General features: G+C 69.3%; 19 protein-coding genes and 1 pseudogene. 5 read left to right on the forward strand and 15 right to left on the reverse strand.

From position 1 onward, the window contains the following. Positions 1–10: 10 nt before the first annotated feature. The 4 genes from ACWDVB_RS02140 to ACWDVB_RS02155 all read right to left on the reverse strand — a co-directional run bounded on the left by ACWDVB_RS02140 (position 11) and on the right by ACWDVB_RS02155 (position 6,931). Positions 11–1,969, reverse strand: coding sequence for a glycogen debranching N-terminal domain-containing protein (locus ACWDVB_RS02140; protein WP_451515424.1), 1,959 nt, complete (start codon positions 1,967–1,969; stop codon positions 11–13). A gap of 331 nt (positions 1,970–2,300) precedes the next feature. Continuing rightward, positions 2,301–3,824 carry a DUF4192 domain-containing protein gene (locus ACWDVB_RS02145; protein WP_451515423.1) on the reverse strand — a complete coding sequence of 508 codons (1,524 nt, stop codon included), beginning with the start codon at positions 3,822–3,824 and terminating at the stop codon, positions 2,301–2,303. Between the two features lie 111 nt (positions 3,825–3,935). Further along, positions 3,936–4,475 (reverse strand): choice-of-anchor K domain-containing protein, encoded by a 540-nt coding sequence (locus ACWDVB_RS02150; RefSeq protein WP_451515422.1) that lies wholly within the window; start codon positions 4,473–4,475, stop codon positions 3,936–3,938. Between the two features lie 296 nt (positions 4,476–4,771). Continuing rightward, the gene (locus ACWDVB_RS02155; RefSeq protein ID WP_451515421.1) at positions 4,772–6,931 is read right to left on the reverse strand and encodes a RecQ family ATP-dependent DNA helicase; all 2,160 of its coding nucleotides are present in this window, start codon (positions 6,929–6,931) and stop codon (positions 4,772–4,774) included. A 366-nt stretch (positions 6,932–7,297) separates the two neighbouring features. Here ACWDVB_RS02155 and ACWDVB_RS02160 point away from each other — a divergent pair, with 366 nt between their 5' ends. Next, on the forward strand, positions 7,298–7,936 hold the full coding sequence (locus ACWDVB_RS02160; RefSeq protein WP_451515420.1) for a hypothetical protein: 639 nt from the start codon (positions 7,298–7,300) through the stop codon (positions 7,934–7,936). A gap of 265 nt (positions 7,937–8,201) precedes the next feature. On the opposite strand, the gene ACWDVB_RS02165 is transcribed toward ACWDVB_RS02160, so the two are convergent. The 3 genes from ACWDVB_RS02165 to ACWDVB_RS02175 form a co-directional block, all read right to left on the reverse strand. After that, positions 8,202–8,954: a hypothetical protein gene (locus ACWDVB_RS02165; RefSeq protein WP_451515419.1), complete on the reverse strand. Its 753-nt coding sequence runs from the start codon at positions 8,952–8,954 to the stop codon at positions 8,202–8,204. A 79-nt stretch (positions 8,955–9,033) separates the two neighbouring features. Continuing rightward, a complete protein-coding gene (locus ACWDVB_RS02170; protein WP_451515418.1) occupies positions 9,034–9,735 on the reverse strand; it encodes a ribonuclease HII in 702 nt (233 codons plus the stop codon). Positions 9,736–9,976: 241 nt separating this feature from the next. After that, on the reverse strand, positions 9,977–10,591 hold the full coding sequence (locus ACWDVB_RS02175; RefSeq protein WP_451515537.1) for a TetR/AcrR family transcriptional regulator: 615 nt from the start codon (positions 10,589–10,591) through the stop codon (positions 9,977–9,979). A gap of 111 nt (positions 10,592–10,702) precedes the next feature. Here ACWDVB_RS02175 and ACWDVB_RS02180 point away from each other — a divergent pair, with 111 nt between their 5' ends. Then, positions 10,703–12,262, forward strand: coding sequence for an MFS transporter (locus ACWDVB_RS02180; RefSeq protein WP_451515417.1), 1,560 nt, complete (start codon positions 10,703–10,705; stop codon positions 12,260–12,262). Positions 12,263–12,356: 94 nt separating this feature from the next. Here ACWDVB_RS02180 and ACWDVB_RS02185 read toward each other — a convergent pair whose 3' ends face one another. From ACWDVB_RS02185 to abc-f, 4 genes are all read right to left on the reverse strand, one after another. Next, positions 12,357–13,850 carry a DUF4153 domain-containing protein gene (locus ACWDVB_RS02185; RefSeq protein WP_451515416.1) on the reverse strand — a complete coding sequence of 498 codons (1,494 nt, stop codon included), beginning with the start codon at positions 13,848–13,850 and terminating at the stop codon, positions 12,357–12,359. A gap of 523 nt (positions 13,851–14,373) precedes the next feature. Further along, complete coding sequence (locus tag ACWDVB_RS02190) at positions 14,374–15,396, reverse strand: ADP-ribosylglycohydrolase family protein (protein WP_451515415.1); 1,023 nt, start codon at positions 15,394–15,396, stop codon at positions 14,374–14,376. Positions 15,397–15,408: 12 nt separating this feature from the next. Beyond that, entirely contained in the window at positions 15,409–16,068 is a 660-nt protein-coding gene (locus ACWDVB_RS02195) for a histidine phosphatase family protein (protein ID WP_451515414.1), read from the reverse strand. Positions 16,069–16,102: 34 nt separating this feature from the next. Beyond that, positions 16,103–17,713, reverse strand: a complete 1,611-nt coding sequence (abc-f, locus tag ACWDVB_RS02200; RefSeq protein ID WP_451515413.1) for a ribosomal protection-like ABC-F family protein — start codon at positions 17,711–17,713, stop codon at positions 16,103–16,105. 367 nt (positions 17,714–18,080) lie between these two features. On the opposite strand from abc-f, the gene ACWDVB_RS02205 reads away from it, so the two are divergent. After that, positions 18,081–18,701, forward strand: coding sequence for a TetR/AcrR family transcriptional regulator C-terminal ligand-binding domain-containing protein (locus tag ACWDVB_RS02205; RefSeq protein ID WP_451515412.1), 621 nt, complete (start codon positions 18,081–18,083; stop codon positions 18,699–18,701). An 89-nt stretch (positions 18,702–18,790) separates the two neighbouring features. Here the strand turns inward: ACWDVB_RS02205 and ACWDVB_RS02210 are convergent, their stop codons facing one another. Together ACWDVB_RS02210 and ACWDVB_RS02215 are read right to left on the reverse strand one after the other, a co-directional pair. Further along, positions 18,791–19,396, reverse strand: a complete 606-nt coding sequence (locus tag ACWDVB_RS02210) for a YdbC family protein (protein ID WP_451515411.1) — start codon at positions 19,394–19,396, stop codon at positions 18,791–18,793. 33 nt (positions 19,397–19,429) lie between these two features. Next, positions 19,430–20,251 (reverse strand): annotated as a pseudogene (locus tag ACWDVB_RS02215) (arylamine N-acetyltransferase family protein). A gap of 169 nt (positions 20,252–20,420) precedes the next feature. Here ACWDVB_RS02215 and ACWDVB_RS02220 point away from each other — a divergent pair. Beyond that, positions 20,421–20,948 (forward strand): TerD family protein, encoded by a 528-nt coding sequence (locus tag ACWDVB_RS02220; protein WP_451515410.1) that lies wholly within the window; start codon positions 20,421–20,423, stop codon positions 20,946–20,948. Positions 20,949–21,094: 146 nt separating this feature from the next. Here ACWDVB_RS02220 and ACWDVB_RS02225 read toward each other — a convergent pair whose 3' ends face one another. Continuing rightward, positions 21,095–23,998 carry a vitamin B12-dependent ribonucleotide reductase gene (locus ACWDVB_RS02225; protein ID WP_451515409.1) on the reverse strand — a complete coding sequence of 968 codons (2,904 nt, stop codon included), beginning with the start codon at positions 23,996–23,998 and terminating at the stop codon, positions 21,095–21,097. A gap of 138 nt (positions 23,999–24,136) precedes the next feature. Beyond that, the gene (gene nrdR / locus ACWDVB_RS02230; RefSeq protein ID WP_219689514.1) at positions 24,137–24,682 is read right to left on the reverse strand and encodes a transcriptional regulator NrdR; all 546 of its coding nucleotides are present in this window, start codon (positions 24,680–24,682) and stop codon (positions 24,137–24,139) included. 495 nt (positions 24,683–25,177) lie between these two features. Here nrdR and lexA point away from each other — a divergent pair, with 495 nt between their 5' ends. After that, positions 25,178–25,963 carry a transcriptional repressor LexA gene (lexA, locus tag ACWDVB_RS02235; protein WP_362340136.1) on the forward strand — a complete coding sequence of 262 codons (786 nt, stop codon included), beginning with the start codon at positions 25,178–25,180 and terminating at the stop codon, positions 25,961–25,963. The last annotated feature ends 100 nt before the right edge of the window (positions 25,964–26,063 follow it).

Raw genomic sequence — 26,063 nt, forward strand, 5'->3', positions numbered from 1 at the left:
AACCGGGTCATCACACCCCCAACTGCAACCCGTCGGCCGCCTCCTCGACCATGGCGAGGCCGAGTCGGCTCACCCGCACGGAGAACGGGGCACCGGCGACGCTCAGCGCGGTCAGCTCCAGCTCCCCCAGCGGTGCACTGCGGACCGGTCTCAGCGTCACTGTCCGCCCCGACGCGTCGGGGCGGATTCCGGCGAGCGCCGTAAGGACATGCACCCCGGCGGCCGCGGCGGTCGCCGCCGGGCGGCAGGCAGCCGGGTGCGGCAGCGGAGCCCCGCCGTCCGTGCGCTGCTCCCCCGCGTACATCTCGGGCAGCCGATGGCCGAAGCACTCGGCCGCCGAGAGCATGCCTCGCAACAGCGAGCCCGCCTCCTTCTCGTACCCCGCCGCCACAAGACCCGTGACGGCGACCGCCGTCTCATGTACGCGGACCGCCCCGCCGCGATGCCCGAACGGGTTGTACGCGACCTCTCTGGCCCCCAGGCTGCGCAGCCCCCAACCGGAGTCCATGGCGGGCCCGCCGAAAAGCCTGGCGAGTTGACCGGTCTGGACCTGGTCGAGCAGGCCCGGAGCGAGCGTCCCCGACCCGAGCAGACCCGTGTCCAGGAGGTGGGCCGCTCCCCCGGTGAGGTGCGGCACGGGGCGGCCGTCGCGCAGGCGAGCCGAGGCCGGGCGGCCACCTGTCCGGTCCTCCACCCAGAACTCCTCCCGAAACGTGGACCGCAGCCGCTGGGCCCACTGCCGCAGGCCTGCCGGGCCCTCGATGCCGTATGCGTCGAGCAGGTCGGCGCCGAGCAGCGCGGCACGGTGCGCGTGAGCCTGGGTCTCACAGCGCGCCGGTCCGCTCGGGTACGCGTCCTGCAGGAATACACCGTCGCCGACCGCGGTGCGCAGCCACCGCAAACACCGCTCCGCCGCCGGCAGCAGTTCCTCCACCTCCTGTCCGGGGAGCCCCCAACGCCGCGCCTCGGCGAGGAGCACGGGGAAGAGCAGGGTCGCCTCGATGCCGGTGCAGCCGGGTGGCAGGTGCGGCCCCGCGTCCCTCAGCGGCCCCGGGATCATGCCGAACCGCGGTCCCGGCCCCGCGTGTTGCCTTCGAGCGAGGGCGCGCAGCGTACCGGCCGCGATCCGTGTGCCGAGCGGCAGCGCCATGCGGGCGGCGGCCAGCGCCTCGGCAGGCGCCAGTCCGCAGCGCCACGGGGCGCCCGCGGCCGGGTACATGTCCGTGGGGTGTCCGGGGTCCCGCAGCAGCAACGCCTGCAGATCCTCGATGGACCGGCCGAGCAGCGGCTGGACCCTGGGGTCGTCGCCCACGGCCCGAGCTGTCGTGACGGAACGCATCGCGCCGTGCCCCGCCGCGCGGATGGGCCCGGCGCCATCGGGTCTCACCCTCAGCTCCACGCTCCGGGAGGCGCCCGGCGGCAGGTCCACCTCCCAGCGCAACAGCCCCGCCGAGGCCAGGGCGTCCGCGGGTGCCGGGTCAGCCGTGACCGCGCAGTGGGCCGTGGCGGACGACCACCGCATGCCGGAGGCGTGCACGCTCGCGGACAGTTCGGGCCCGGCTCTGCCGGAGGCGACGAGGCTCACCTCGGCAAGGTCCGTGCCCAGCGCGACCTCGACGGGCAGCCGCAGGTGGCGCCCGGCCGCGCTGTGCAAGGTGATCCGTTCCGTACCGTCCGCGTGGCGGATCCGCTCGACGACGATCTCCGGGTCGGGGCCGGCGTCGGTCGACAGACACAGCGTCGCCACGAAGCGGGCGCTGTCCGCTGAGACCATGCGGGCCTGCACGGCGACCGGCTCGCGCCCTGCCACGCGCACCTGGCAACGCGACAGGATCCGGCGCCCCGCGCGGTAGAACCCCTCCAGCCCACGGCCGGTCAACTGCCCCTGGTCGGTCGAGACGGCGAAGGCAGGCAGGGCGACGCAGATCAAGGTCGCGTGCGCGGGCGGGAGCTCGGCAGGGCGGCGCAATGCCTGCGCCGGTAGGCCGGACGGACGCGGTGCGCCGGGCCGGAACGCGGGGGCCGGCGCGGGCCGTCGAGGCCCCTCTCTGTCGGACGCGGGAGACGGAGCGGAACGGGACATGGGGCGGCTTCTTCGGCGTTGTCTGCGCTACGGAAGGTCGGAGGCGGTACAGCGACGCGACTCGGCCGCGGATACCGCCACTCAGGTGAACGGAGCCGCCCCGCCGCAAGACACGCTCCCCCCCACAGGAAGCCGACCACATGGAGCCATCTCCGTATGGACGCCAACCTTGAGCGCAGCGGCGCCGCCCACCTGGCCCACCCACGCACGGGCGCGCTCATCGGCCGTTCCTCGTGCCGCGCCTGATGGTGCGCCGCCGGTTCTGGGGGCCCGCGCCGGGGCCGCCACCGGAGACGCGGGGGCCGCTGGGGTCGCCTGGGCCACGGCTGGTGCCGGGTCCGCTTGAGGAACGGGGGGCGTCGGAGCTCCGGGAACCATCGCTGCACGGCAGACCAGGCAGTCGGCGACGGCGCCGCCTGGAAGCGCCTCCCTGCGCGGGCGAGTCCGTCGCCTCCGACAACCGCACGGCCCCGGGGCCTTCGGAGGAGCCGCCCGGCGACTCCAAGGCCGCATTCCCTTCCGGACTGCTGGCAGAAGTCCCGTCAGGATCGTCGTCGCAATCGCTGTGCCTCCTGCGGAGACAGCGACGGATCGGCTCCGGGTCCATGTCTTCGTTGCATGCGCGGTTCAGGAGCTGGGCGAACATGTACTCGGGGTCGGCGCACAACGCCATGTCCAAGGCTTCCTGGCCTTCCGCGAGGTCGCCCAGGGACCAGGCGACCCAACCGGCGAGAGCCAGCGGTGCCGCCGCGTGCTCCGCGTACGCACCGACGCAACGTCGCGCCAGTGCCCGCCAGAGGCGCAGCGTGGGAGGCGCCTCGTCGCCTTCCATCCACTCCGCCGCGCGGTCGCGTGTCGTTCGGACCTGGAGGCCGAGGATCAGCGCGGCCGCTTCGTCGTGCGCGATCAGTTCGTCGTCCCTGTTGTCCGCCTCCAGCGTGCCGGAAGCGGGCGGTGCGGCAGCCAGCCGCGCCCTGATCCGACGCGCCAGGTCGAGCGTCTCGGCGGCGGCGACGTGCGCCTCCTCGTTCAGCATCCTGGGGATGAGCGCGAGGCCGGCGGCGTCCAGCGCACGCTCCTGCTCGATCGCCGCAGCGGTCTCCCAGGGGATGAGCCGCGCCCTGATCTCGCCTTGGGTGGCGACCGCTTGAACGCCCATGTAGGTCGCCGCAGCCGCCAGGACCGAGGTGCCCGGCCTGAGCAGGGGGATGCCCTCCGGCGGGCAGCACCGGGTGTCCGGACAGCAGTAGGTCCAGAAGCGACCTCCCGAAATGCACACGACCTCGAACACCGGGACGTCGAGGGCGCCGCACGCCGTACGCAGCAACTGCGCCAGCGGCTGTAGGCGCCGCACGACCTGTTGTCCGGACTCCGCTTCGCCGGGCTCCCGGCAGAGGAAGGCGACGATGCCGTCGGGGCGGGCTCCCCTCCGTTCGCAACCGCCCACCAGACACTGGGCCAGCTGCTGCGCGACACACGGCCAGTCCTCCGCGCGCTCGGGAATCCCTAGGCGCACCCGGCCGCCGAACCGCCCGCGCTCGCCGTGCAGCGCGATGAGCACGACGCTCTCCTCGGGCTTGAAGCCGAGCAGGTACGGCAAGGCGTCGGCCAGTTCGCCAGGGGTGCGCAGGGTGACCAAGGGCTCGTCGAAGGGGTCGCCGGAGGCGGGGTCGGTCGGGCCGTCGGAACGAGCCGCGTCGTTCGGGTCGATCGGACCCGTTGCTTCGCTGTGATTCGTCATGCGACGACTGTCCCGCGGATCACAAGATTCCGGTTGTCCCTGTGGATAACTCTGATCAGGGGCACGCCATGGAGTGCGAGAGGGGTGAGAGAGGGGTGAGAGGCGTGACGGCTACCTCGGACCGCGATAGCGGCTGAGCTGGACGTGGAGGTCTGCTTCGTTCCGGGCGCCTTCGGGGCTACGGAACCGACGCGTGGGTTCCTCTTGATCGTGCCAGTAGAAACCGGTGATCAGCAGGTCGCATTCGACCCCGTCGACTTTTACGGCTTTCTCCACCTTGACGTTCGGCAGGTCGACCACATCGGCCTGTGCCGCCACGGGTCCGCGATTCGGTGACTCGTAATGCGAGAAACGGATGATGAAGTCTCGCTTGGTGCTGTCCTGGATGGTCATGGTGACCTTGAGGTCCGCCCAGAAGCGCTCGAACGGTATATAGATCGGGAAGTTGTGGTGCGTGAATGTACCGAGCACGAACGGAGGGCCGTCGACGTCCGCCTGCACGGCGTTTCCCTCGAATTCGTAAGAGCTCTTCTCGGTGCCCACAGCAGTGCCCCAGCTGATCTTGCTCCCGCCCAGGTTGCTGAACTGCGCCTTATAGGCTGGGTCCTCTCCGACATTCACCCAGTTTCCGTCGGTGTGAATTTTTGCCATTACAGGAACGCTCCTCTTGTGGGATCTCACCCGAATGAGCTGCCTGTCGATTCGCTATGACACGTGACAGTGTCCTGGCACTCAAGCCTGAGAGTGAAGCGCGGATACCTGAACGTCAGAACGAGACAACTACGGCGGGGCCGAAACATTTCACCCCCATGCACCACAGAACCCCACAAAGGCACGCCTGGTAAGTCTGGTCACAGCCGCTCAAGAAACCCGACCCCAGCAAGTCGTTGAACAAGCCAAATAGATGGCCCAGCGTGCAGTACGCGCGGGAGCGAGCGGGGAAAAGCTCAGCCCGCCGCAGCGAGCACCAAGGGAAGTACCTGTTCGCTGCCCGCCTGGCGGAGAAGACGGGCAGCGACCGCCAGGGTCCAGCCGGAGTCCGTGTAGTCGTCCACGAGCAGGACAGGACCAGGTGAGCGCCGCAGGGCGGCAGCCAGCTCCTCAGGAACGGTGAACGCGCCGGAGAGCGCCCTGACGCGCTGGGCGGAGTTGCTGCGGCGTGCCGTATGCGCGCCGTCCGGGCCGGTGTACTCCAGGGCGCCCAGGAAGGGGAGGCGGCCGATGGTCGCGATCCCCTGGGCGAGGGACCCGACCAGTTGCGGTCGGGTCAGGGACGGTACGGCGATGACTCCGACCGGCCGGGCGGAGGCGTCCGGGACGTTCGGCGCCCAGCCGCCCGGAGAGCGCGCCCAGTCGGCGAGCACGGCCACCGCCGCCTGCAGGGCCTTGTCGGGGACCGGACCGTCGGGCGCGTTCTCGGCCAGCAGCGGGCGCAGCCGGTTGCCCCAGCCGATGTCCGAGAGCCTCCCGAGGGCACGTCCGGTGGAGCACTGCTCCTTGGCCGGGATACGTCCCTTGAGGTTGATGCCCAGCGCGGGCATCCCCGTCGGCCACATCCGGCGCGGCTCGACCTCCACCCCCGGGCGATCCAGTTCCTTCGCCGCTCCCGTCAACGTCTCCGACGAGACGAAGGAGTCGGCCCAGGCACCGGCACAGTTGTCGCAACGGCCACAGGGAATCGCGCCCTCGTCGTCCAGCTGCCGGCGCAGGAACTCCATCCGGCACTGGGACGTGCTCACGTAGTCCCGCATGGCCTGCTGCTCGGCGGCGCGCTGCCGCGCCACCCACGCGTACCGCTCGGCGTCGTAGACCCACGGCTGCCCGGTGGAGGTCCAGCCGCCCTTCACCCGCTTGACCGCCCCGTCCACGTCGAGCACCTTCAGCATGGTCTCCAGGCGGGTGCGCCGAAGGTCCACCGCCGCTTCCAGGGCCGGCACGGACATCGGCCGTCCCGCGTCGGCGAGGGTCCCCAGGGTCTGCCGGACCTGAGTCTCGGGCGGGAACGCCGTATCGGCGAAGTAGCGCCAGATGGCCTCGTCCTCCTTGCCGGGCAGCAGCAGCACATCGGCGTGCTCGACACCGCGGCCCGCACGGCCCACCTGCTGGTAGTAGGCGATCGGCGACGACGGCGAGCCGAGGTGCACCACGAAGCCCAGATCCGGCTTGTCGAAGCCCATGCCCAGCGCGGAAGTCGCGACGAGCGCCTTGACCCGGTTCTCCTGCAGGTCGATCTCCGCCTGCAGACGGTCGGCGTTCTCCGTACGGCCCGTGTACGAGGCCACCTGGAAGCCACGCTGCCGCAGGAAGGCGGTGGCTTCCTCCGCCGCGGCGACGGTGAGGGCGTAGATGATTCCCGAACCCTGCAGCTCGTCCAGGTGCTCGGCGAGCCAAGCCAGCCGGTGCGCGGCATCCGGCAGCTGGACCACACCCAGGCGCAGGCTCTCCCGCTCCAGCGGGCCGCGCAGCACCAGGGCCTCACCCGCACCGGTCCCGAGCTGCTCGGCCACGTCCGCGGTCACGCGCGCGTTGGCGGTCGCCGTCGTGGCCAGCACCGGGACACCGACGGGCAGCTCGGCGAGCATCGCCCGCAGGCGGCGGTAGTCGGGGCGGAAATCGTGCCCCCAGTCGGAGATGCAGTGCGCCTCATCGACCACCAGCAGGCCGGTCGTGGCCGCCAGCTTGGGCAGCACCTGCTCGCGGAAGTCCACGGAATTGAGGCGTTCCGGACTGACAAGGAGGACGTCGGTCTCGCCGCGCTCGACCTCCTCGTAGATGGTGTTCCACTCCTCCGGGTTGGCCGAGTTGATGGTGTGCGCCCGGATGCCGGCCCGCGCCGCCGACTCGACCTGGTTGCGCATCAGCGCCAGCAGCGGCGAGATGATCACCGTAGGGCCGGAGCCGCGCCGTCGCAGCAGAGCGGTGGCGACGAAGTACACCGCCGACTTGCCCCAGCCCGTGCGCTGCACCACCAGGGCACGCCGACGCTCCTCCACCAGAGCCGCCACCGCCTGCCACTGGTCCTCCCGCAGCCGCGCCGTACCCCCCGGGTCGCCGACGAGCTCGGCGAGGATGGCGTCGGCTTCAGTGCGCAGCTCCTGGTTGTCCATGCCCCCATGCAACCCGATACCACTGACAATCGACCAACTCACGCAACGTGACCAGGCCCGATGAGAGGGCGATGAGGGGACGATGAGGGGGCGATGTCACGCCGGGGCCATGGACATGTTGCCGCTGGTCCTGGCTGTACAGGGAGGGAGTGAGCGTCGAGGGACGGCAAGATGGGAAGGATATACAAGACGCATCGTCTGATACCGACGTGCGACCCCAAATGCTCGTTGCCGCAAGCACGTACGACGGGAAGAATTGGAATTGCTCCCCGCGCGGTTCCCGTGGCCCGGAAGGGCTGCGCCGCGGTGCGCTCCCCCAGTCCGACCCTCGCCCTCAGTCAGGGGCGCGTAGCCGAAGGGAGGACCGTGACCTTCGGATTCGCTCCGTCCGATGCGGCATCGCTGCCGGAGTCCTCGACGCCGGCCGAGATGTCCGCCGATTCCGCCCACCGACTGGCCCGGATGCTGGAGCCAGCGGAGTGGTCAGCAGCGGGGATCCCTCTGCTGCGCAATCCACGCGAGGTCGTGAGCGGCCTGCATTCCCGGCATCGGCCGTCGCCTGCGACGGCCGTCGTGGCGGTGCTGGATCAGGACGACCGGCTCTGCGCGAGCGCCTCGTTCAGCCGCCGCGCGACCGCGACGGACGGCTGGATCTTCCGCAACGCGCTGCTCGTGCAATTGCGTCGCATCATCCCGCACGACCTGCGGCGCCGCACTCCGGTGCGCACCGCCGTGCTGCTCTACTGCCGTGAGGGCGACGCGCGTTGGACGCAGGAGGACGGGGCCTGGATGTGGGGTCTGCGGGACGCCTGCACCCTGCACGGGCTGCGCTGCGGTGCGTACATCACACTGACGCACGACGGCTGGCAGGTGCTCGGCGAGGGGCGCGGTGGCCGCAGGCCGAGCGTCGACTCGCAGCCCGAAGCCTTCACCGGGGCCGACCCGCCGGCGCCTCGCACCGGAGGCGCCGCCTCGGACGTGCTCCGCCGCGCGGCGGCACGCTGACGCGCCACGCACACTCCGTGGCCTCGCCCCCAGCGCCCGGCATCCAGCGCCGGGACGTGGGAAGCAGCCACGTCGCCGCGCGGCACACGACTGATCACCGTGCACTACAGGGAGCCGCGGCACGGGTCGACACCGCACGGCGCACTTTGGCACCGCACGGCGCGCACCGACCGACGTACGACCCCCGGCGGACACTGGACGTCGAACGTCGGACGCAGCCACCGAGCGACACAGCCGCCGCGCGAGGACGCCAGACGCGTAACCGTCAGACGCCCGCGCCCAGCATCGAGTTGATCCGCTGCGGGTCGCCGCACACGATCAACAGGTCGCCTGCTCGGGTCACCGCCGTCGGCAGCGCGCCGAGCGCGGTCTCCTCGCCGGCACCGTTGACAGCGACGACGACCACGGGCCGGGTCGCCGCACGGCTCAGCGCGGCGGCGTCGGCGTAGAAGACGTCGTCGCCCGCGTCGTGCTGGGCCCAGTAGGCGGCCTCACCGAAGGACAGCTCGTGCGTGGCCCACGGGTGCGCTTCACCGGTGGTGATCACCAGGACGTCCCCGGGCGCGCGCCCGGAGTCGAGGAGCAGGTCGACAGCCTCCTCGGCCGCGTCCAGCGCGCCCTCGGCCGAGGCCGGGATCAACTGGATCTGCGGAACCGAGGCCGCGGAGGCACTGTCGGCGGATGCTCCAGAAGCGGACACTCCGGAAGCAGACACTCCAGAAACGGATACTCCAGAAGCCGGGGCTCCTGAAGCAGGCGCTCCGGAAGCAGGCGCTCCGGAAGCAGAGGTTCCAGAAGCAGCCGGGGCGGACAGCCCGGGCTTGGCGGCCGCGTCACGCGACGTGCGCTGCGCGGGCGGCATCGGCCGGGCGGGACCCGGACGGCCGGGACGCGGCGGAGCCGCGGGACGCGGACCGGGTACGGGGCGGGGGGTCGGCGCGGTGCGGCCACTGGCCTGCGTGGCGCGGGGACCCTGGGCACTCTCGTGAATCTGAGGCTCCTCGGGAATGAGAGGCATGAAGTGTTGTCTATCAAACGCCGATGCGACTCGCGTCGGCGGGTGGCACATGAGTGCGACCGGGCGTGCCGGAAAAGGGTCAGAACTCAAAGCCGAGCTGACCCTCGATTTCCGGAACGTTTCCGTCCGCCCAGCTGCGGGCCTTCTTGAGGTGCCGCCACTGGGGCAGCGCATCAAGATACGCCCACGTAAGCCGGTGGTACGGGGTGGGCCCCCGCTCCGCCAGCGCGGCCTTGTGCACCGGCGACGGATAGCCGGCGTTGGCCGCAAAACAGAAGTCTGCATGTTCGATGCCCAGTTCGGCCATCATTTTGTCGCGCCGGACTTTGGCGATCACCGAAGCGGCGGCGACGGCCACACAGGACTGGTCACCCTTGATCACCGTACGAACCCGCCAGGGAGTGCCGAGGTAGTCGTGCTTCCCGTCGAGGATGACCGCGTCCGGACGGACGGGCAGCCCCTCCAGTGCCCGCACCGCGGCGAGCCGCAGCGCGGCCGTCATCCCCAGTTCGTCGATCTCCTCGTGCGAGGCGTGGCCAAGGGCGTGCGCCGTGACCCAGCTCTCGAGCTCCGCCGCGAGCGTGGTGCGCCGCTTGGAGCTGATCAGCTTGGAGTCGGTGAGCCCTTCGGGCGGCCGGCGCAGTCCTGTGACCGCCGCACAGACGGTGACGGGGCCCGCCCACGCACCGCGCCCGACCTCGTCGACACCGGCGACGATCTTCGCTCCGGTGGTGGCGCGCAAGGAGCGCTCGACGGTGTGGGTGGGTGCTTCGTACGGCATGGCGCCAAACAGCGTACGCCGCCGGGGGCCACCTGCGACACCCGGGCCTGCCCAGTCGCTCCTGCGCCCCTTCGTGAACGGTTGTCCAACGGGTCCATGCACGGTTCATGGACCCGCCCTACGCACTACGCGAAGACCCGCCCTCCGTAGTACGTGAAGACCTGCCCTACGTAGTACGTGAAGCGGGTCGACCGACCCCCGCGTAGCCCCTGAGTGGCGCCCCGGGCCGCCCCACCCTCCCTCAGCGACGCAGTAGCGGCACCATCACCTGATCGATCAGGGCCTCGAATTCCTCGTCCGTCCATTCGCTGCCGCACACCTTGGAGCGGTACATCAGGATGGCCGGAATAACGTCGCATACGTAGTCGTCCATACCTCCGGAACGCACCTCTCCGCGCGCGATTCCACGCCGTACGACCTCCTTGAGGAGTTTGACGCTCGGCTCCACGACGCCCTGGAAGATCACTTCATGGAAGCGTTCCGCCGTTGCCGTATCGCATTCGTGAAGCACCGAACGCAGAGCGAATCCGGGGCGCGAGAACATGGCCTCCCGTATCTGTCTGCACAGCTGCAGAAGCTCCTCCCGGACGCCTCCGAGGTCCGGCGTGCTGTCGATCTGCGGCAGCCCGGCCCGCAGCGCGTGCACGACGAGCTCCTCCTTGGACGGCCAGCGGCGGTACACCGCGGCCTTCCCCGTCTGCGCGCCCGCGGCCACGCCCTCCATCGTGAGTCCGCTCCAGCCCACCGTGCTGAGCTGCTCAAGGGCGGCATCGAGGATCGCCCGCTCGAGCACAGGGCCCCGACGCCGCGGGGAAGCCGTGCGAGCGGGAACGGCCGACCAGCGCGAAGTAACCATCGATATCTCTCCGTTGAGCGAGCGAGTGAACGGTTGCATCCACTGAAGGGGAGTCACTACCGTCTTCAGAACAGTGAACGAGACCGTTCACTAAGGCACTTGCGGGGGATCATGGTGACTACCTCTCAACTGACGCAAGAACACAAGCCTGGTGCGGCACGCCGGCAGGGGCATCCCGGCATAGCCCTGACCGTCATAGCGGCCTGCCAGCTCATGGTGGTCCTGGACGCGACGATTGTTAATATCGCGCTGCCTCACATTCAGGGCGCGCTCAACTTCTCCACCACCGACCTGACATGGGTCGTCAGCGCGTACACCCTCACCTTCGGCGGCCTGCTGCTTCTCGGCGGCCGGGCCGGGGACATTCTGGGACGTCGCCGCGTCTTCATGGCCGGCATCCTCCTCTTCACGCTCGCCTCGCTCCTCGGCGGATTCGCCCAGGAGCCCTGGCAGCTGCTGGCCGCTCGCGCCCTGCAAGGTGTCGGAGGCGCGATCGCGTCGCCCACCTCGCTGGCGCTCATCACGACGACCTTCCCCGAAGGGCCGGAGCGGAACCGCGCGTTCGGCGTCTTCGCGGCCGTCTCCGCGGGCGGCGGCGCGATCGGGCTACTGGCCGGTGGCATGCTCACCGAGTGGCTCGACTGGCGCTGGGTGCTTTTCGTGAACGTACCCATCGGCATTCTGATCGCCGTGCTGGCCCCGCTCTACATCAACGAATCCGAGCGCCACCCGGGCCGCTTCGACTTCTTGGGGGCACTCACCTCGACGGCGGGCATGACCTCCTTGGTCTTTGGCTTCATCCGGGCCTCCGAGGAGGGCTGGCGCGACAGCCTCACCCTGGGGTCGTTCGCGGCCGCGGTCGTCCTGCTGGTCGCCTTCGCCGTGGTCGAGAGCCGTGCGAAGGAACCGATCACTCCGCTGCGGATGTTCGCCGACCGCAACCGCTCGGGCACGTATGTGATCATGCTCAGCCTCGCTGCCGCGATGTTCGGCATGTTCTTCTTCATCGTGCTCTTCGTACAGAACGTACTGAACTACACCCCGATCGAGGCCGGCCTGGCGTTCCTGCCGGTCACGGTTGTGATCGCGATCGGTGCGGCGCTCTCGCAGAAGTTCCTGCCGGTCCTCGGCCCCAAACCGTTCATGGTGACCGGTTCGATCATCGTCGCCGTGGGCCTCGGCTGGCAGACGTTGATCGGCCCGGACAGTTCGTACGTCGGTGGAGTGCTCGGCCCGATGCTGCTGTTCGGCTTCGGCATGGGCCTGAACTTCGTGACGCTGACGCTGACAGCGGTCTCCGGAGTCGGCCTGCACGAGGCGGGTGCGGCGTCCGGGCTGCTCAACGCGACCCAGCAGGTCGGTGGTTCCCTCGGTCTCTCCATCCTCACCACGGTCTTCGGCACCGCGAGCCGGGACGAGGCCAAGGAGCAGATGGCGGACTTCATGGCCCACGGCACTCCGGAACAGAAGGCGGAATTCGCCAAGACCCACGAGCTGCCGGCGCCGTGGGGTCACGAGGTGTTGTCCGAGGGCATCTCGACCGCCTTCATCCCGGCGGTGGCCATGGCCCTGCTCGCCCTGGCGACCGCCACGCTGGTGATCCGCGTACGCAAGAGCGACCTCGAAGCCCTGTCGGGTACGGCGAGCGCTGCCGGGCCCGGGGGCGGCTGACGGGGCCAGGATTTGCTGTTTCGTCCGCCCCTTCCTCGATCGCAGCCATACGGAGCGGTGGGCAGCGACCGACGCCAACGGGCGTGAACCGATGTCAGGGATACGAGGTGTACGGGGTCCCAGTGCTCGTCCGGCCGCAGACGTCCAGGTCCGGCTCGGGCGGCCGGACCTCGATGATCTGCCGGGCCCGGGACTCCCCCAAGCTCGTCGCGTACCAAGGGCCGCTCTCGGTCCCGAGGTCGTCGGCTATGTCCATGAGCGCACAGGAGCGCTTCGGCTCCGGCAGCTTGTCGAGGGCGGGCACCGCGTCCGCGGAGAGCTGCCGCGCGTAATCGAGGTCGAACTTGCCGGTGTCCTGGTAGCGCTGCACATTGCGCTCGGCGATCATCGCGTCGGGCGAGAGCAGACCGAAGACCATCACCCCCACGGCGGCGCTCGCGGCGACGGCGCGCGGCAGCCATCGAGCGCCCCACACTCCGGCAGCCATGAGCAACAGGATGATCACTCCGAGCCAGAGCTCCACGGCGACGACCGAGATCCTGAGCCTCGTCAGTCCGTACGCCTCCACGTACATGTCCATGCGGCGCACCGCGGACGCCACCACGACCAGCGTCAGCGCGCAGAGCGTGCCGAGCACCGCGCGCACCAGAGCGCGGTCCTTGGCGCCGTCGCGCGGCGCCCACCGCAACGCGAACACGATGACGAGCAACGTGAGCAACGTGGCAAGGAGCAACTGCCAGAATCCCTGCCGCGCGTAGGCCGAGTACGAAAGTCCGGTCTTGTCGAGGACGGCGTCGTACCCGCCGAAGAGCACGGCGAGTTGGACGGCGTTGAACGCCGCGAACAGCACATTGAGCACGATCAGCGGCAGCGCCCACTCCATGCGGCCACGGGCCCGGCCGGGGTTGACCACGAGCCGGTCCCAGCGCAGGGGGGAGGCCGCCGTGTGCGCCGCGGCGAGAGCGCCGATCACACCGACTATCAGGAGCAGGATGCGCCAGGGAATCCCCGCGACGGAGGTGTCGGGTATCAGATCGCCGAGCAGATCGGCGAAGGCGGCGTCCGCCCCGGCGAACAGTGCGCCGAAGACCAGAAGCAGCCCGGCGGTCACCGCCACCGCGCGCATGGCGGGGCCTGCGCCGTTCGCACTGCCCGCGCGCTCACGCACTCCGCGCCAGCCCCAGACGAGGCCCTTCCAGAGAGCGTCGAGGAGGCCCAGGGGACTCAGGGCTATCCCGAGCCAGGTCCGGCAGCCGTGCAGCGCGAGCGAGCCGAGCGCGAGCGCGGTGACGATCGCGAGGAACGACGGCCATCCCGCGTCACGCAGGGCGGGCACGACCAGCAGCGCCAGTCCGCCGACTGCCCACGTCAGCGACCACGCGCGAGGTCGGCCACCGGCCGTCCGGCGGGCGAAGTAGGCGGCCAGCGTGGCCGGGACGGCCGCGATCAGCAGATTGAGCGCCAGGCCGTCACCGAGGAGCAGCATGGTCAGTACACCGGTGGCGAGCACTGCGCAGAGCGTCGTCGTCCGCACGGGCCCGGGCGGCTCGACACGCAGGTCGGCGAGGAGCGGCGTGTGCTCGGGCATCGGGTAGCCCCAGCCCGGATGGGGCTGCGGCCCTCCGCCTCCCACCGCTGCGCGCTGCGGGGCCACAGGCGCCCGGTCCCGCGGCTCGGCCCCGTAACCAACGCGCCCGGCGGCGCTTCCAGCAGCCGCCGCCTCAACGGCGTCACGCGGCTCTTCGGCCGGTGACGCGGGCACGGGCACAGACGCAGACGCAGACGCAGACGCAGACGCAGTCGCAGTCGCAGGAACAGACGGCGCCTGCGTGAGCGGCGCGTCGGGCAGGACCGCGGACGCAGGCGTACCCACTGCCCCAGGCGTATCCGCTGCATCACCCCCGGCCGGTGTGTCGCCTCTGGCCGATGTGTCGCCTCCGGCCGGTACGTCACCTCTGACTGATTCGTCACCCTCGACTGATCCGTCGCGGCTGGCTGGTGTGTCGGACACGGGACCCCCTCCCGGCCGGTTCATCCGTACGGCACACGGCACGCTCAGATGCCGCAAGGCTGCCGGGACCGGCATCTCGTTCCATGCGCGCAAGCGAAGCTCAACCAGCGGGCCGCACAAGAGTATCCGCGCAGCCATTCCCAGCTCCCGGCCAGGAAGCGCCTGTGGCACGACCGTGACCTTGCGGCACCAGGAGCTCCGGAAACATCCGGAATCCAGCCTTCCCGACGGGCACCCAGCCCGGCAGCGCTTCCGTCCGCTCCAGCCACTCCACGGGCGGCGCCCCGCCGTCCCCGGCAGCAACCACGCCGCCCACGATGGCGCACGTCGTGTCCATGTCGCCGCCCACCTGGGCCGTGTCCCAGATGGCCCGCTCGTACCCTCCGAGGCCACGGGCGGCCGACCACAGCGCGAACGGCACCGTGTCATGAGCCGTAGTACGGCGCCCGCATCCCAGAACCGCAGCGACCGTCGCCGCGTCGCCGTAGTCGAGCATGTCCCGCGCTCTGCGCAGCCCCGCCCCCACCGCGCTGCGCGGCACCAGGGCGATGACGCCGTCGAGGAGAGCCTGTGGCGTGGGTGGCCCCGCCGGAGCGGCCGTCAACGCCGCCGCCGCGGCCACCGCCATGGCTCCGACCACGGCCTCCCGGTGCTGATGCGTGGGGTAGGCCGAGATCTCCGCCTGGTGCGTCGCCTGCTCCGGGTCGTCCGCGTACCAGGCGCCGAGCGGGGCGATCCGCATCGCGGCGCCGTTGCCCCAGGAACCCTGACCCTTGAACAGCGCGGAAGCCAGCTCCCGCCAGTCCCCGCCCTCACGGACCAGCCTCAGCAGACGATTCACGGCAGGGCCGTAACCGCGGTCGAAGTCGTGGTGCTCGGCGAAGGACCGGGCAAGCGCGTCCTGGTCAATCCGGTGGTGCTTGATGAGGACGGCCAGCACGGAGCAGGCCATCTCGGTGTCGTCGGTCCACTGCCACGGGGCGTCCGGCAGCTGTCGGTGCTTGAGCAGTGGGTAGTGCGCGGGCACGAAGAACTGGGAGCCCAGCGCGTCCCCCACCGCCAGTCCGCGCAGGCTGGCCAGAGCGCGCTCCAGGCGCCGGTCGGGAGAGGAGTCAGCGGTCATCGCCCTGCCACTCTATCCGGTGATGCCGTACGGCTCCGGCTCGCGCCAGCGTTCGAACGGCCGATCCAGCGCGTACTTGCCGTCCTCGCCGAGCACCAGCATCCTTATCGCGCCGTTCCCTGGGTTGGACAGCGACTCGAACTCGGCCACCGACCAGTGGAACCATCGCATGCAGAACAGCCGCATGGTGAGTCCGTGCGTGACCAGCAGGACGTTCGGCGGATGGTCGGGGGCCTCGAAGCTCCGGTAGAGGCTCTCGAGGAAGGCCCCCACCCTGTCGTAGACGTCGGCTCCGGACTCACCCTGCGCGAAGCGGTAGAAGAAGTGTCCGTACGCGTCCCGGTACGCCTTTTGCAAGCGCACGTCGTCCCTGTCCTGCCAGTTGCCCCAGTCCTGCTCCCGCAGCCTGGGCTCCTCACGCACCCGCACGAGCTCGGGATCGAGCCGGAACGCCTGGAACGTCTCGTGCGTGCGGCGGTACGGCGAGACGTACACGCTCACCCGTTCTCTGCCGAGCACCTCACGCAGTCGTTTGCCCGCGTCCGCCGCTTGGGCCCACCCCGTCTCGGTGAGTGCGAGCGCGTGGTCGGGCTCGCGCTCGTACACGGTGTCGTCGGCGTTTCCCGCCGACTCGCCGTGCCGGACCAGGATGATGCGCCGCGGGCGTGCCATGCGGAAACCCTAGATCGGTGTGCTGTCGGGCGACTCAGGCGGGTAGCCGTCCGGACTCCATCCGGCGTATTCGGCCCGTGAAACGTCGACGCAGTGACCGGTCGTGCGAGACGACGACCAGCGCTCCCGTCCACTGGTCGAGTGCCGCCTCCAGCTCCTCGACCAGGCCGAGCGCCAGGTGGTTTGCGGGTTCGTCGAGGAGCAGCAGATCCGCCGGCCTGGCGAGCAGCCGCGCGAGGGCCAGCCTCCGGCGTTGCCCGGCGGAGAGCGCTCCCACAGGGACATGCAGGTCGTGGGTTCGGAACATGCCGTATGAAAGGAGCAGTTCCGTCCGCTCCTCCTCGGTCAGGCCTAGGCCCTTGCCGAACACTTCGAGTACGCGCTCGGCAGGACGCTGTACCGGTATCTCCTGGGCGAGATAGCCGATCCGTCCTCTGCGGACGACGGTTCCTTCGTCGGGTTCCAGGACACCTGCCATGGTGCGCAGCAGCGTGGACTTCCCCGCGCCGTTGCCCCCGTGGATCAGCAGTCGCTCACCGGCCGACACCGTGAGCTCTTCCACGGCGAGCCGCTCGCCCACTCGTACGTGCCGCAGCGTCACCAGCGCCCCTTCGGCCGCACCCGCCATGGGGCGCGCCGCGAACCTCAGCGGCTCGGGAGGCTTGGGGACCGGCTGCTCGCGGAGTCTGCGGAGGCGCTCCTGCGCGTTGCGCACCCGGCCCGCGACCGAGGCCTGGACCCGGCCGCCCGCCCGGTCGTACGCCATTTTGTTGTTGTCCTTCATGCCACGCCCCCCGGCGACGGCATGGGCGGTGGTCGCCATGAAGTCCTGGAGCCGGCTCGTCTCCTCACACCACTGCGCGTACTCCTGCTCCCAGCGCGACCGGGTGGCTGCCCGCTCGGCGAGCAGCCCCTGGTAGCCGCCGCCGTGCCGCACCACCGTCCTGCGGTCGGCGTCCACTTCGAGGATGGCGGTGGCGACCCGCTCCAGGAACGTACGGTCGTGCGAGACCGCGACGACCGTGCCGCGGTGTGCTGACAGGGCGTTCTCCAGCCAGTCGAGCGCCTCCTCGTCCAGGTGGTTGGTCGGCTCGTCCAGGAGCATGACTTCCGGCGCGGCTGCGATCAGACAGGCCAGGCCGAGCCGCGCCTGCTCACCACCGGACAGGCTGCCCAGGTTCCTGTCCTTGCCGATGTGCCCGAGCCCCAGTCCGTGCATCGCCTTGTCGACACGTGCGTCCGCCTCATAGCCACCGCGCAGCTCGAAGGCCGTCAGTAGATCGCCGTACTCTGCCAGCGCCTGTTCCGTAGCGGAGCCAAGGTCTGCTTCGAGGTCGCGCAGCCGCCGCTCCATGGATCGCAGCTCGGCCAGCGCCGCGTCGATCGCGTCATCGACGCAGCAGTCGGCGGGCAGCTGTGGGGTCTGCGCGAGCAAGGCTGCCCCCTGGTCTGCGACGGTCACCACCTCGCCCTCGTCGGGCTGTTCGTCGCCGGACATCAGACGCAGCAGCGTGGACTTGCCCGCGCCGTTCTCCCCTACGACGCCTATGCGCTCACCCGGCCTGATCGCGAGGGACACCCCGTCGAACAACAGCCGCTCGCCACGGGCCTTGGTCACGCCATGCAGAGAGATCTGAGTAGGCAAGGGCACCCCCGGTTCCATATCCACGCCAGCCAAACGCAACGGTTGTCGCGTTACGATGAGCGTGACACAGCGTCCCGACTAACGCAACAGAAGTGGCAATTATTTTCCCGGCCGTGGGCGCCGGACCCGCCGGGTGCGGGACGACGGAGAGAGGCAAGCCATGGCGGACAAGCCTGTTACCGCTGATCGGAGCAGCCGAGCACGAGTCGGTGAGCGACCTGCGACTGACGAGACGAATCGGCGAAGCCGACCGGGAGCAGACATGGCGGGGCGGGCGGAACGGGCGGAACGGGCGGAACAATCAGAACCGGCGGAATGGGCGGAGCACGCCGAGTCGCCGCAACGCGAAGCGTCGCAGTCCGACGCGGTGGAATCGGCAGCGTCCGCCGCCGCCCCCGGCACCCGCCGCCCCGGCGGCCGCACGGCCCGCACCCGCGCCGCCGTCCGCGACGCCGTACTGAGCGGCCTCGCGGACCATGGCTATCCGGGCCTGACCGTCGAGTACGTCGCCGATCACTCGGGAGTCCACAAGACCACGCTGTACCGCCGCTGGGGCGGACTGGAGGGACTGGTCGCCGACGCCCTCGACATGGCGGGCGAGGACACGTGGACTCCGCCGGACACCGGCAGCCTGGAGGGGGACCTGCGCGAGCTCGCCCATGAGGTGGTCGACTCCTTCTCCGACGAGGCGGCAGCCGCGGCGCCCACCGCCTTCATCGCCGCGGCTTTCCAGTCGGAGCGGGCCGCCAAGGCCCTCCACGCCTTCTACGCCGAGCGGTTCAGCCGCTGCGAGGCGGTCGTATCGCGGGCCGTGGAGCGCGGCGAGGCAGATCCTGACACCGACTCGGCGGCGCTCGTCCGAGCCGTGTCCGCACCACTGCTGCTCCGGGTCTTCATCACGCGTGAGCCGATCGACGCGGCGCTGGCCGACCAGTCGGCGGCTGCGGCCATCGCCGCCACCCGTGAAGGAGCTTTCACCAGACGGTGACAGCAACGGCGCCGCAAGCCCGGACCAGACCGCACCCGTACACCCCACCCGCTCGCCCCACCCGCGAGACCGCGCCCCTCAAGGAGGAGTCACACCGTCCACGACGGTTCCAGCTGCACGATGTCCCCGGCGAGTGCGGAGACATCGGCCTCCGTCTGCGCGCGCAGGGAGAGGCGTTCCACGCGCTCGGCGCGGTACTTGCCGTGCTCAGCGGCGGACTGCCACATGGAGAGCACGAGGAATTCGTGTCCGGGCGCCTCTCCGAAAAGCCCACGCACCATTCCGGGCGAACCGGCCATCGCCGGGTTCCACACCTTCTCCTGCATCAGGGCGAAGTGCTCCACCCGCGCTTCACGGACCCGGCAGTGCGCGACGCGTACCACGTCGGCGTCCGTGAAGCGCGGTTCAAAGCCCGTCTTCACATCGAAGCGGTGATCGAAGAGCTTGGCCTGGTGGTCCTTGTACGTACCCCCCTGCGCGGCCGCGAGGCGGTCGTGCGAACGAGCCATGAAGGAGTCGTAGAAGGCGCGGCTCTCCCAGAAGGTGAAGACATGGGCGACACCCGTCCGACCTCGACTCCACCCCCCGCCCTGCCCCCGGAACCCCGGCTCCCCCAAAAGCCCCGCCCACTTTCGCTGCCCTCGCTCGAACCCCCGACGGTCCACCACGGTGCAGCGAATCCACTTGACCAGCACCGCGCCATCGTACGGCGCGGAGCGCGCCCCGGGTCACGCTCCGGCGTAGTGCACCCGGATCAGCTCGGCTGAGTCATCAGCATCCAGTTCAATACCGAACTGCCGAACGAGAACCTCCGTCAATTCGCCCACAGGAACGCTTCGTTCGACCACCGAGCCGTCCGGGTGCGTGACACTCAACTGATCACCCACCAGCCTGCGGCGCGCCTCGGGAGCGGCCCTCTGCATCACCGGACGCCGGATGAACGACGACCTGGGGTGGGTCGACGTGTAGTGGTTCATGACTACGTAGTCGACGGGAAGGCGTGGCTCCAGGGTGTAGGCGTACAGGTCGAACCAACCGTCACGGCGCCATGTCCGCAGGACCATGGCCCCGTCATCCTCACGCTGAGTCCGGTAACGCCACTCCCCTTGTCGCGTCTCCACGTCGCCGCGCAGCGGAATCGGTTCGAGCAGCCCGTCACCGCCGAATCCGACATCGCAGTGCCAGTCCTCGCCGTCCGCCTCGACTTTCAGGAGCATGTGCGTCACCGCGCGCGTGACGGACGCCCTGGCTCTGACGCGGGCTCCAAGTCCGGTGACGTTGAAGCCGATACGTTAAAGAGCCGCCGCGAAGAGCAGGTTCTGTTCGTAGCAGTAGCCGCCCCGCCGCCTGTGCACCATCTTGTCCTGCAGTGCCGCCAGGTCCAGCGGGACCGGGCGGCCGAGCATCATCTCAAGGTTCTCGAAGGGGATCGCCGCCACATGCGCCCTGTGGAGCGCACGCAGAGTGTCCAGATCCGGCTTCGTCTCAGCCGTGTGCCCGAGTCTCGCCAAGTAGGCGTCGACATCGAGTTCTTCCCCGTTCCATGTCATGAAGCAATGATCTCCGGGGCCGCGCCGAACGCCAACCTGCCCGGGTGCCGGCCCTGTTGCGCGCTCCTGACCAGCGGCGCTACGCCGTTGTCAGTCGCGCGTCGTAGCGTATGTGTGGGACATGCCTGGCGGATCCGCAGTGGCCGGGCCACGAGGAGGGGGAAGCCCAGTGAGCGGTGTCAGCAAGGGAATCAAGAAGGTCGAAGTCGGTCTCAAGTGGGAGCCGGGCCGGGCCGGCTCCACGCCCAACGACCTCGACATCATCGCCGCGACCTACACGTCGGATGCTCCTTACGGAAACCCCGTGTACCTCGTGCACTTCGACAGCCGCTCGCCCGACGGCACGATCACCCTCAACCGTGACAGCAGGACGGGTCAGGGCTTCGGTTTCGATGAGGTCATGGTCCTGGAACTGGACCGCCTCGCACCCGCGTACTCCCGGGTGGTGGTGGGCGTCGCTATCCAGCAGCAGGAAGCACAGAAGACGTTCGGCGACATCCCGAACACCGTGGTTCGGGTCCGCGAAGGCCACTCGGATCTGGCGCAGAACGATCTGTCCGGTGTCTCCGGAAGCACAGCTTCGACTGTCGCGGAGTTCACCAGGGACGAGTCCGGGGTGTGGTCGTTCCGCGAGGTCATCCGTGGCTTCGACGCCGATCCGACGGAGTTCGCCTCCCTCATGGGAAGCAAGATCTGACACCGGCGCGAGAAGTAGCCCTCTCACCACGTTCGCCGCAATAACACACAACGAAGGGGATCGACGTATCGCCGATCCCCTTCGTGTGCCGTCAACCAGCCTCTGCCGTCAGTCAGCCTCAGCTGTCAGTCGGCTTCCGCTGTCGATCAGCTGCAGCCGCTGGTGGAGCCGCAGCCCTCGCAGATGTAGCAGGAGCCCGCACGCTGCATCTTCGTACCGCAGGAGAAGCACAGCGGCGCGTCGGCCTGGATGCCGAGCTGCATCTCGACCAGCTCGGCGCTGGTGTGCGCCTGCTGCGGGGCGGGCTTGGCCGCCTCGGCCTCCACCTTCGGTGTGGCGACAGCCTTCAGCGACTCGGTCTGCCGCGGAGCGGACTGGGCCAGCCCCTCGACGTCGACCTCGGGGTCGTCGAGCGACGGCTCGTAGGAGCCCGTCTCCAGGTGACGCTGGCGCTCCTCGGCGGAGTGGATGCCGAGCGCGGAGCGCGTCTCGAAGGGCAGGAAGTCCAGCGCCAGGCGGCGGAAGATGTAGTCGACGATCGACTGCGCCATCCGCACGTCCGGGTCGTCCGTCATGCCGGCCGGCTCGAAGCGCATGTTCGTGAACTTGGAGACGTACGTCTCCAAGGGCACGCCGTACTGCAGACCGACCGAGACGGCGATCGAGAAGGCGTCCATCATGCCCGCGAGGGTCGAGCCCTGCTTGGACATCTTCAGGAAGACCTCGCCCAGACCGTCGTCCGGGTAGGAGTTGGCGGTCATGTAACCCTCGGCGCCGCCCACCGTGAAGGAAGTGGTGATGCCGGGACGGCCCTTCGGGAGACGCTTGCGGACCGGGCGGTACTCGACCACCTTCTCGACCGCGGCACGGATCGTGTCCTCGGTCTTCTCGGTGATCTCGGTCTTCTCCGTCTCCTTCTTCTTGGCGGAGAGCGGCTGACCGACCTTGCAGTTGTCGCGGTAGATGGCGAGCGCCTTGACGCCCATCTTCCAGGCCTCGAAGTAGACCTCTTCGACGTCCTCGACAGTGGCGGTCTCCGGGAGGTTGACCGTCTTGGAGAGGGCGCCCGAGATCCACGGCTGGATCGCGGCCATCATACGGACGTGGCCCATCGCGGAGATGGAGCGCTCACCCATGGCGCAGTCGAAGACCTCGTAGTGCTCGGTCTTCAGGCTCGGGGCGTCGATCACATTGCCGTTCTCGGCGATGTGGGCGACGATCGCCTCGATCTGCTCCTCCTGGTAGCCCAGGCGGCGCAGGGCCTGCGGCACGGTGCCGTTGACGATCTGCATCGAGCCGCCGCCGACGAGCTTCTTGAACTTCACCAGGGCGAGGTCGGGCTCCAGGCCCGTGGTGTCGCAGGACATCGCGAGACCGATGGTGCCGGTCGGGGCGATGACGGACGCCTGGGAGTTACGGAAACCGTTCTTCTCACCGAGGCGGATCACGTCCTGCCAGGCCTCCGTGGCGGCGGCCCAGATCGGCGAGTCCAGGTCGTCCATGCGGACGGCAGTGGCGTTGGCGTCGGCGTGCTGCTTCATGACGCGCTTGTGCGGCGTGGCGTTGCGGGCGTAGCCGTCGTACGGACCCACGACCGCGGCGAGCTCGGCGGAACGCTTGTACGAGGTGCCCGTCATCAGCGACGTAATGGCACCGGCGAGGGCGCGACCGCCGTCGGAGTCGTACGCGTGACCCGTGGCCATCAGCAGGGCGCCGAGGTTGGCGTAGCCGATGCCCAGCTGACGGAAGGCGCGGGTGTTCTCGCCGATCTTCTGGGTCGGGAAGTCCGCGAAGCAGATCGAGATGTCCATCGCGGTGATGACCAGCTCGACGACCTTCGAGAAGCGCTCGGCGTCGAAGGACTGGGTGCCCTTGCCGTCGTCCTTCAGGAACTTCATAAGGTTCAGCGAGGCGAGGTTGCAGGACGTGTTGTCCAGGTGCATGTACTCGCTGCACGGGTTCGAGCCGTTGATCCGGCCGGACTCCGGGCAGGTGTGCCAGGCGTTGATGGTGTCGTCGTACTGGATGCCGGGGTCGGCACAGGCCCAGGCCGCCTCGGCCATCTTGCGGAAGAGCGACTTGGCGTCGACCTCCTCGATGACGTCACCGGTCATCCGGGCGCGCAGCCCGAACTTGGAGTCGGACTCCACGGCCTTCATGAACTCGTCGTTCACGCGGACCGAGTTGTTGGCGTTCTGGTACTGGACGGACGTGATGTCGTCGCCGCCCAGGTCCATGTCGAAGCCCGCGTCACGCAGGGCGCGGATCTTCTCCTCTTCCTTCACCTTGGTCTCGATGAAGCCTTCGATGTCGGGGTGGTCGACGTCGAGGATGACCATCTTGGCCGCGCGGCGCGTGGCGCCACCGGACTTGATCGTTCCTGCGGAGGCGTCGGCACCGCGCATGAAGGAGACGGGACCCGAGGCGTTGCCTCCGGAGGACAGCAGTTCCTTGGAGGAACGGATGCGGGACAGGTTCAGGCCGGCGCCGGAGCCGCCCTTGAAGATCATGCCCTCTTCCTTGTACCAGTCGAGGATCGACTCCATGGAGTCGTCGACGGCCAGGATGAAGCAGGCGGAGACCTGCTGCGGCTGCGGCGTTCCGACGTTGAACCAGACCGGCGAGTTGAAGCTGAAGATCTGGTGCAGGAGGGCGTACGCCAGCTCGTGCTCGAAGATCTCCGCGTCGGCGGGCGAAGCGAAGTAGTTGTAGTCCTCGCCGGCCTTGCGGTACGTCTTCACAATGCGGTCGATCAGCTGCTTGAGGCCGGTCTCGCGCTGCGGGGTACCGACAGCCCCGCGGAAGTACTTGCTGGTGACGATGTTGACCGCGTTCACCGACCAGAAGTCGGGGAACTCGACGCCACGCTGCTCGAAGTTGACCGAGCCGTCGCGCCAGTTGGTCATGACGACGTCACGGCGCTCCCAGACCACCTCGTCGTACGGATGCACGCCGGGGGTCGTATGGATGCGGTCGATGCGCAGACCCTTGTTGGCCTTGGTTCCCTTGGCGCGGGAACCTCGTGCCGGGCCGCTCGTCGTCTCGGTCATGCCGCCTCCCTGTATCAGGCTAAAACGCCCTGAAGTGCCACGTTCTTCCCATGGCACGGATATGTGTCTGATGTTGTGGGCATCGCAGAGGACACCCACAACAGGTCTGGTTTCGCCGCCGGCCGGTCGGTCAGCCGGTCAGTCGGCGGCGGTGGCGGGCACCGGGACTTCGACAGTCCCTCCGGGCCCGCGGTCGTTCACGACGCGCTCTCCGCCCGCGTCGCGCGGCTCGGCGTCGAGCCGCTGTTCCCTCAGCTCCCCGATGGCGGCCTCGAAGTCCTCGAGCGAGTCGAACGCCCGGTACACGGACGCGAAGCGCAGGTAGGCGACGAGGTCGAGTTCCTGCAGCGGACCCAGTATGGCCAGCCCGACGTCATGGGTGGTCAGCTCGGCGCTTCCGGTGGCGCGCACCGCCTCTTCGACCCGCTGCCCGAGCAGGGCGAGGGCATCCTCGGTCACCGGTCGCCCCTGGCACGCCTTGCGGACGCCATTGATGACCTTCGTGCGACTGAAGGGCTCGGTCACGCCGCTGCGCTTGATCACCATCAGTGAGCATGTCTCCACGGTCGTGAAACGACGGGAGCAGTCAGGGCACTGGCGGCGCCTTCGGATCGACGTGCCGTCGTCGGTGGTGCGGCTGTCGACTACGCGGCTGTCGGGGTGCCTGCAGAAGGGGCAGTGCATGGAACTCCGAACCCTCCTTCATGGCGTGACTCATAAGCCTCAACAGGCCCTCGGGGCCCTCGAAGCAGCCCCAAGCATAGGCGATCCCCGAGGCCCCGAAAGACCAGGGACCACAACTTCTGGGCTGCTCCTGCAATCCAACCACTAGATCTGGGGTTTGACCGCTTTTTCGGCACCTAGCGTGTCGCATCGCCCCAGACCGCGTCAGACCTACGAAGTCGTCACTCGCGCCGCTCGGGGCGGGGGCCGGTGCCGGGTTGACGGGGCGCCGGGTGGCAGTATGGGAACGCCACGGAGGGGCTCATTACCCCGGCGGTGAAGAGTACCGTAATGAACCGAATTGTCGTTCGGCCCGAGCGCCAGCCATACACCTGGACACATGATCACGTCAGGTAATCGCCGATTTTTCACTCGAACGTGTGTTTGGCGCAACCTTTCGAAAGCAACTACCGTTGGCTAGCTAGGGAGAGAACATCTCGAGAGGGGCCGACCGACGTGACCACCACCGCAGACAGCGCCACCATCACTGCCCAGGACCGCTCCCAGAGCCGACTCGAGCCGGTGCATGCCATGAATGAAGCAGCCACGAACCAGGAGGGGCCCAAGCCCACTCGCTCCCTGCCGGGCCGACCTCCAGGCATCCGTGCCGACAGTTCGGGACTCACGGACCGGCAGCGCCGCGTGATCGAGGTCATCAGGGACTCCGTGCAACGGCGCGGCTACCCACCGTCAATGCGTGAGATCGGTCAGGCGGTGGGCCTCTCCAGCACCTCCTCGGTCGCCCACCAGCTGATGGCTCTGGAGCGCAAGGGCTTCCTCCGCCGCGACCCGCACCGCCCGCGTGCTTACGAGGTGCGGGGCTCGGACCAGCCGAGTAGCCAGCCCACCGACACCACCGGCAAACCGGCAGCTTCGTACGTCCCGCTGGTCGGCCGTATCGCGGCCGGCGGGCCGATCCTCGCCGAGGAGTCGGTGGAGGACGTCTTTCCTCTCCCCCGGCAGCTCGTGGGCGACGGCGAGCTCTTCGTACTGAAGGTCGTCGGTGACTCGATGATCGAGGCCGCGATCTGCGACGGCGACTGGGTCACGGTGCGCCGTCAGCCCGTCGCGGAGAACGGCGACATCGTGGCTGCCATGCTGGACGGCGAAGCGACGGTCAAGCGGTTCAAGCGCGAGGACGGGCACGTCTGGCTCCTCCCGCACAACTCCGCGTACCAGCCGATCCCCGGCGACGAGGCAACGATCCTCGGCAAGGTCGTGGCGGTGCTGCGGCGGGTGTGAGCCTCCGCCCCAGACCGGGCCCCGGAACCAACTGCGCCGGTTCCGGGGCCCTGCTGTGTCCGGTCCAAGTGTTTCCGGTCCTGTCCAGTCATGTCCGAAC

The organism is Streptomyces sp. NPDC003379, assembly GCF_053589195.1.

What these genes read in the sequence shown, in the direction of transcription:
- nrdR (WP_219689514.1), bottom strand. Translation starts at nt 24,682, where the DNA reads ATGCACTGCCCCTTCTGCAGGCACCCCGACAGCCGCGTAGTCGACAGC.
- ACWDVB_RS02175 (WP_451515537.1), bottom strand. Translation starts at nt 10,591, where the DNA reads ATGGTTACTTCGCGCTGGTCGGCCGTTCCCGCTCGCACGGCTTCCCCG.
- ACWDVB_RS02195 (WP_451515414.1), bottom strand. Translation starts at nt 16,068, where the DNA reads ATGGCACGCCCGCGGCGCATCATCCTGGTCCGGCACGGCGAGTCGGCG.
- ACWDVB_RS02185 (WP_451515416.1), bottom strand. Translation starts at nt 13,850, where the DNA reads ATGCCCGAGCACACGCCGCTCCTCGCCGACCTGCGTGTCGAGCCGCCC.
- ACWDVB_RS02150 (WP_451515422.1), bottom strand. Translation starts at nt 4,475, where the DNA reads ATGGCAAAAATTCACACCGACGGAAACTGGGTGAATGTCGGAGAGGAC.
- ACWDVB_RS02155 (WP_451515421.1), bottom strand. Translation starts at nt 6,931, where the DNA reads ATGGACAACCAGGAGCTGCGCACTGAAGCCGACGCCATCCTCGCCGAG.
- ACWDVB_RS02225 (WP_451515409.1), bottom strand. Translation starts at nt 23,998, where the DNA reads ATGACCGAGACGACGAGCGGCCCGGCACGAGGTTCCCGCGCCAAGGGA.
- ACWDVB_RS02165 (WP_451515419.1), bottom strand. Translation starts at nt 8,954, where the DNA reads ATGCCTCTCATTCCCGAGGAGCCTCAGATTCACGAGAGTGCCCAGGGT.
- ACWDVB_RS02180 (WP_451515417.1), top strand. Translation starts at nt 10,703, where the DNA reads ATGGTGACTACCTCTCAACTGACGCAAGAACACAAGCCTGGTGCGGCA.
- ACWDVB_RS02170 (WP_451515418.1), bottom strand. Translation starts at nt 9,735, where the DNA reads ATGCCGTACGAAGCACCCACCCACACCGTCGAGCGCTCCTTGCGCGCC.
- ACWDVB_RS02190 (WP_451515415.1), bottom strand. Translation starts at nt 15,396, where the DNA reads ATGACCGCTGACTCCTCTCCCGACCGGCGCCTGGAGCGCGCTCTGGCC.
- ACWDVB_RS02145 (WP_451515423.1), bottom strand. Translation starts at nt 3,824, where the DNA reads ATGACGAATCACAGCGAAGCAACGGGTCCGATCGACCCGAACGACGCG.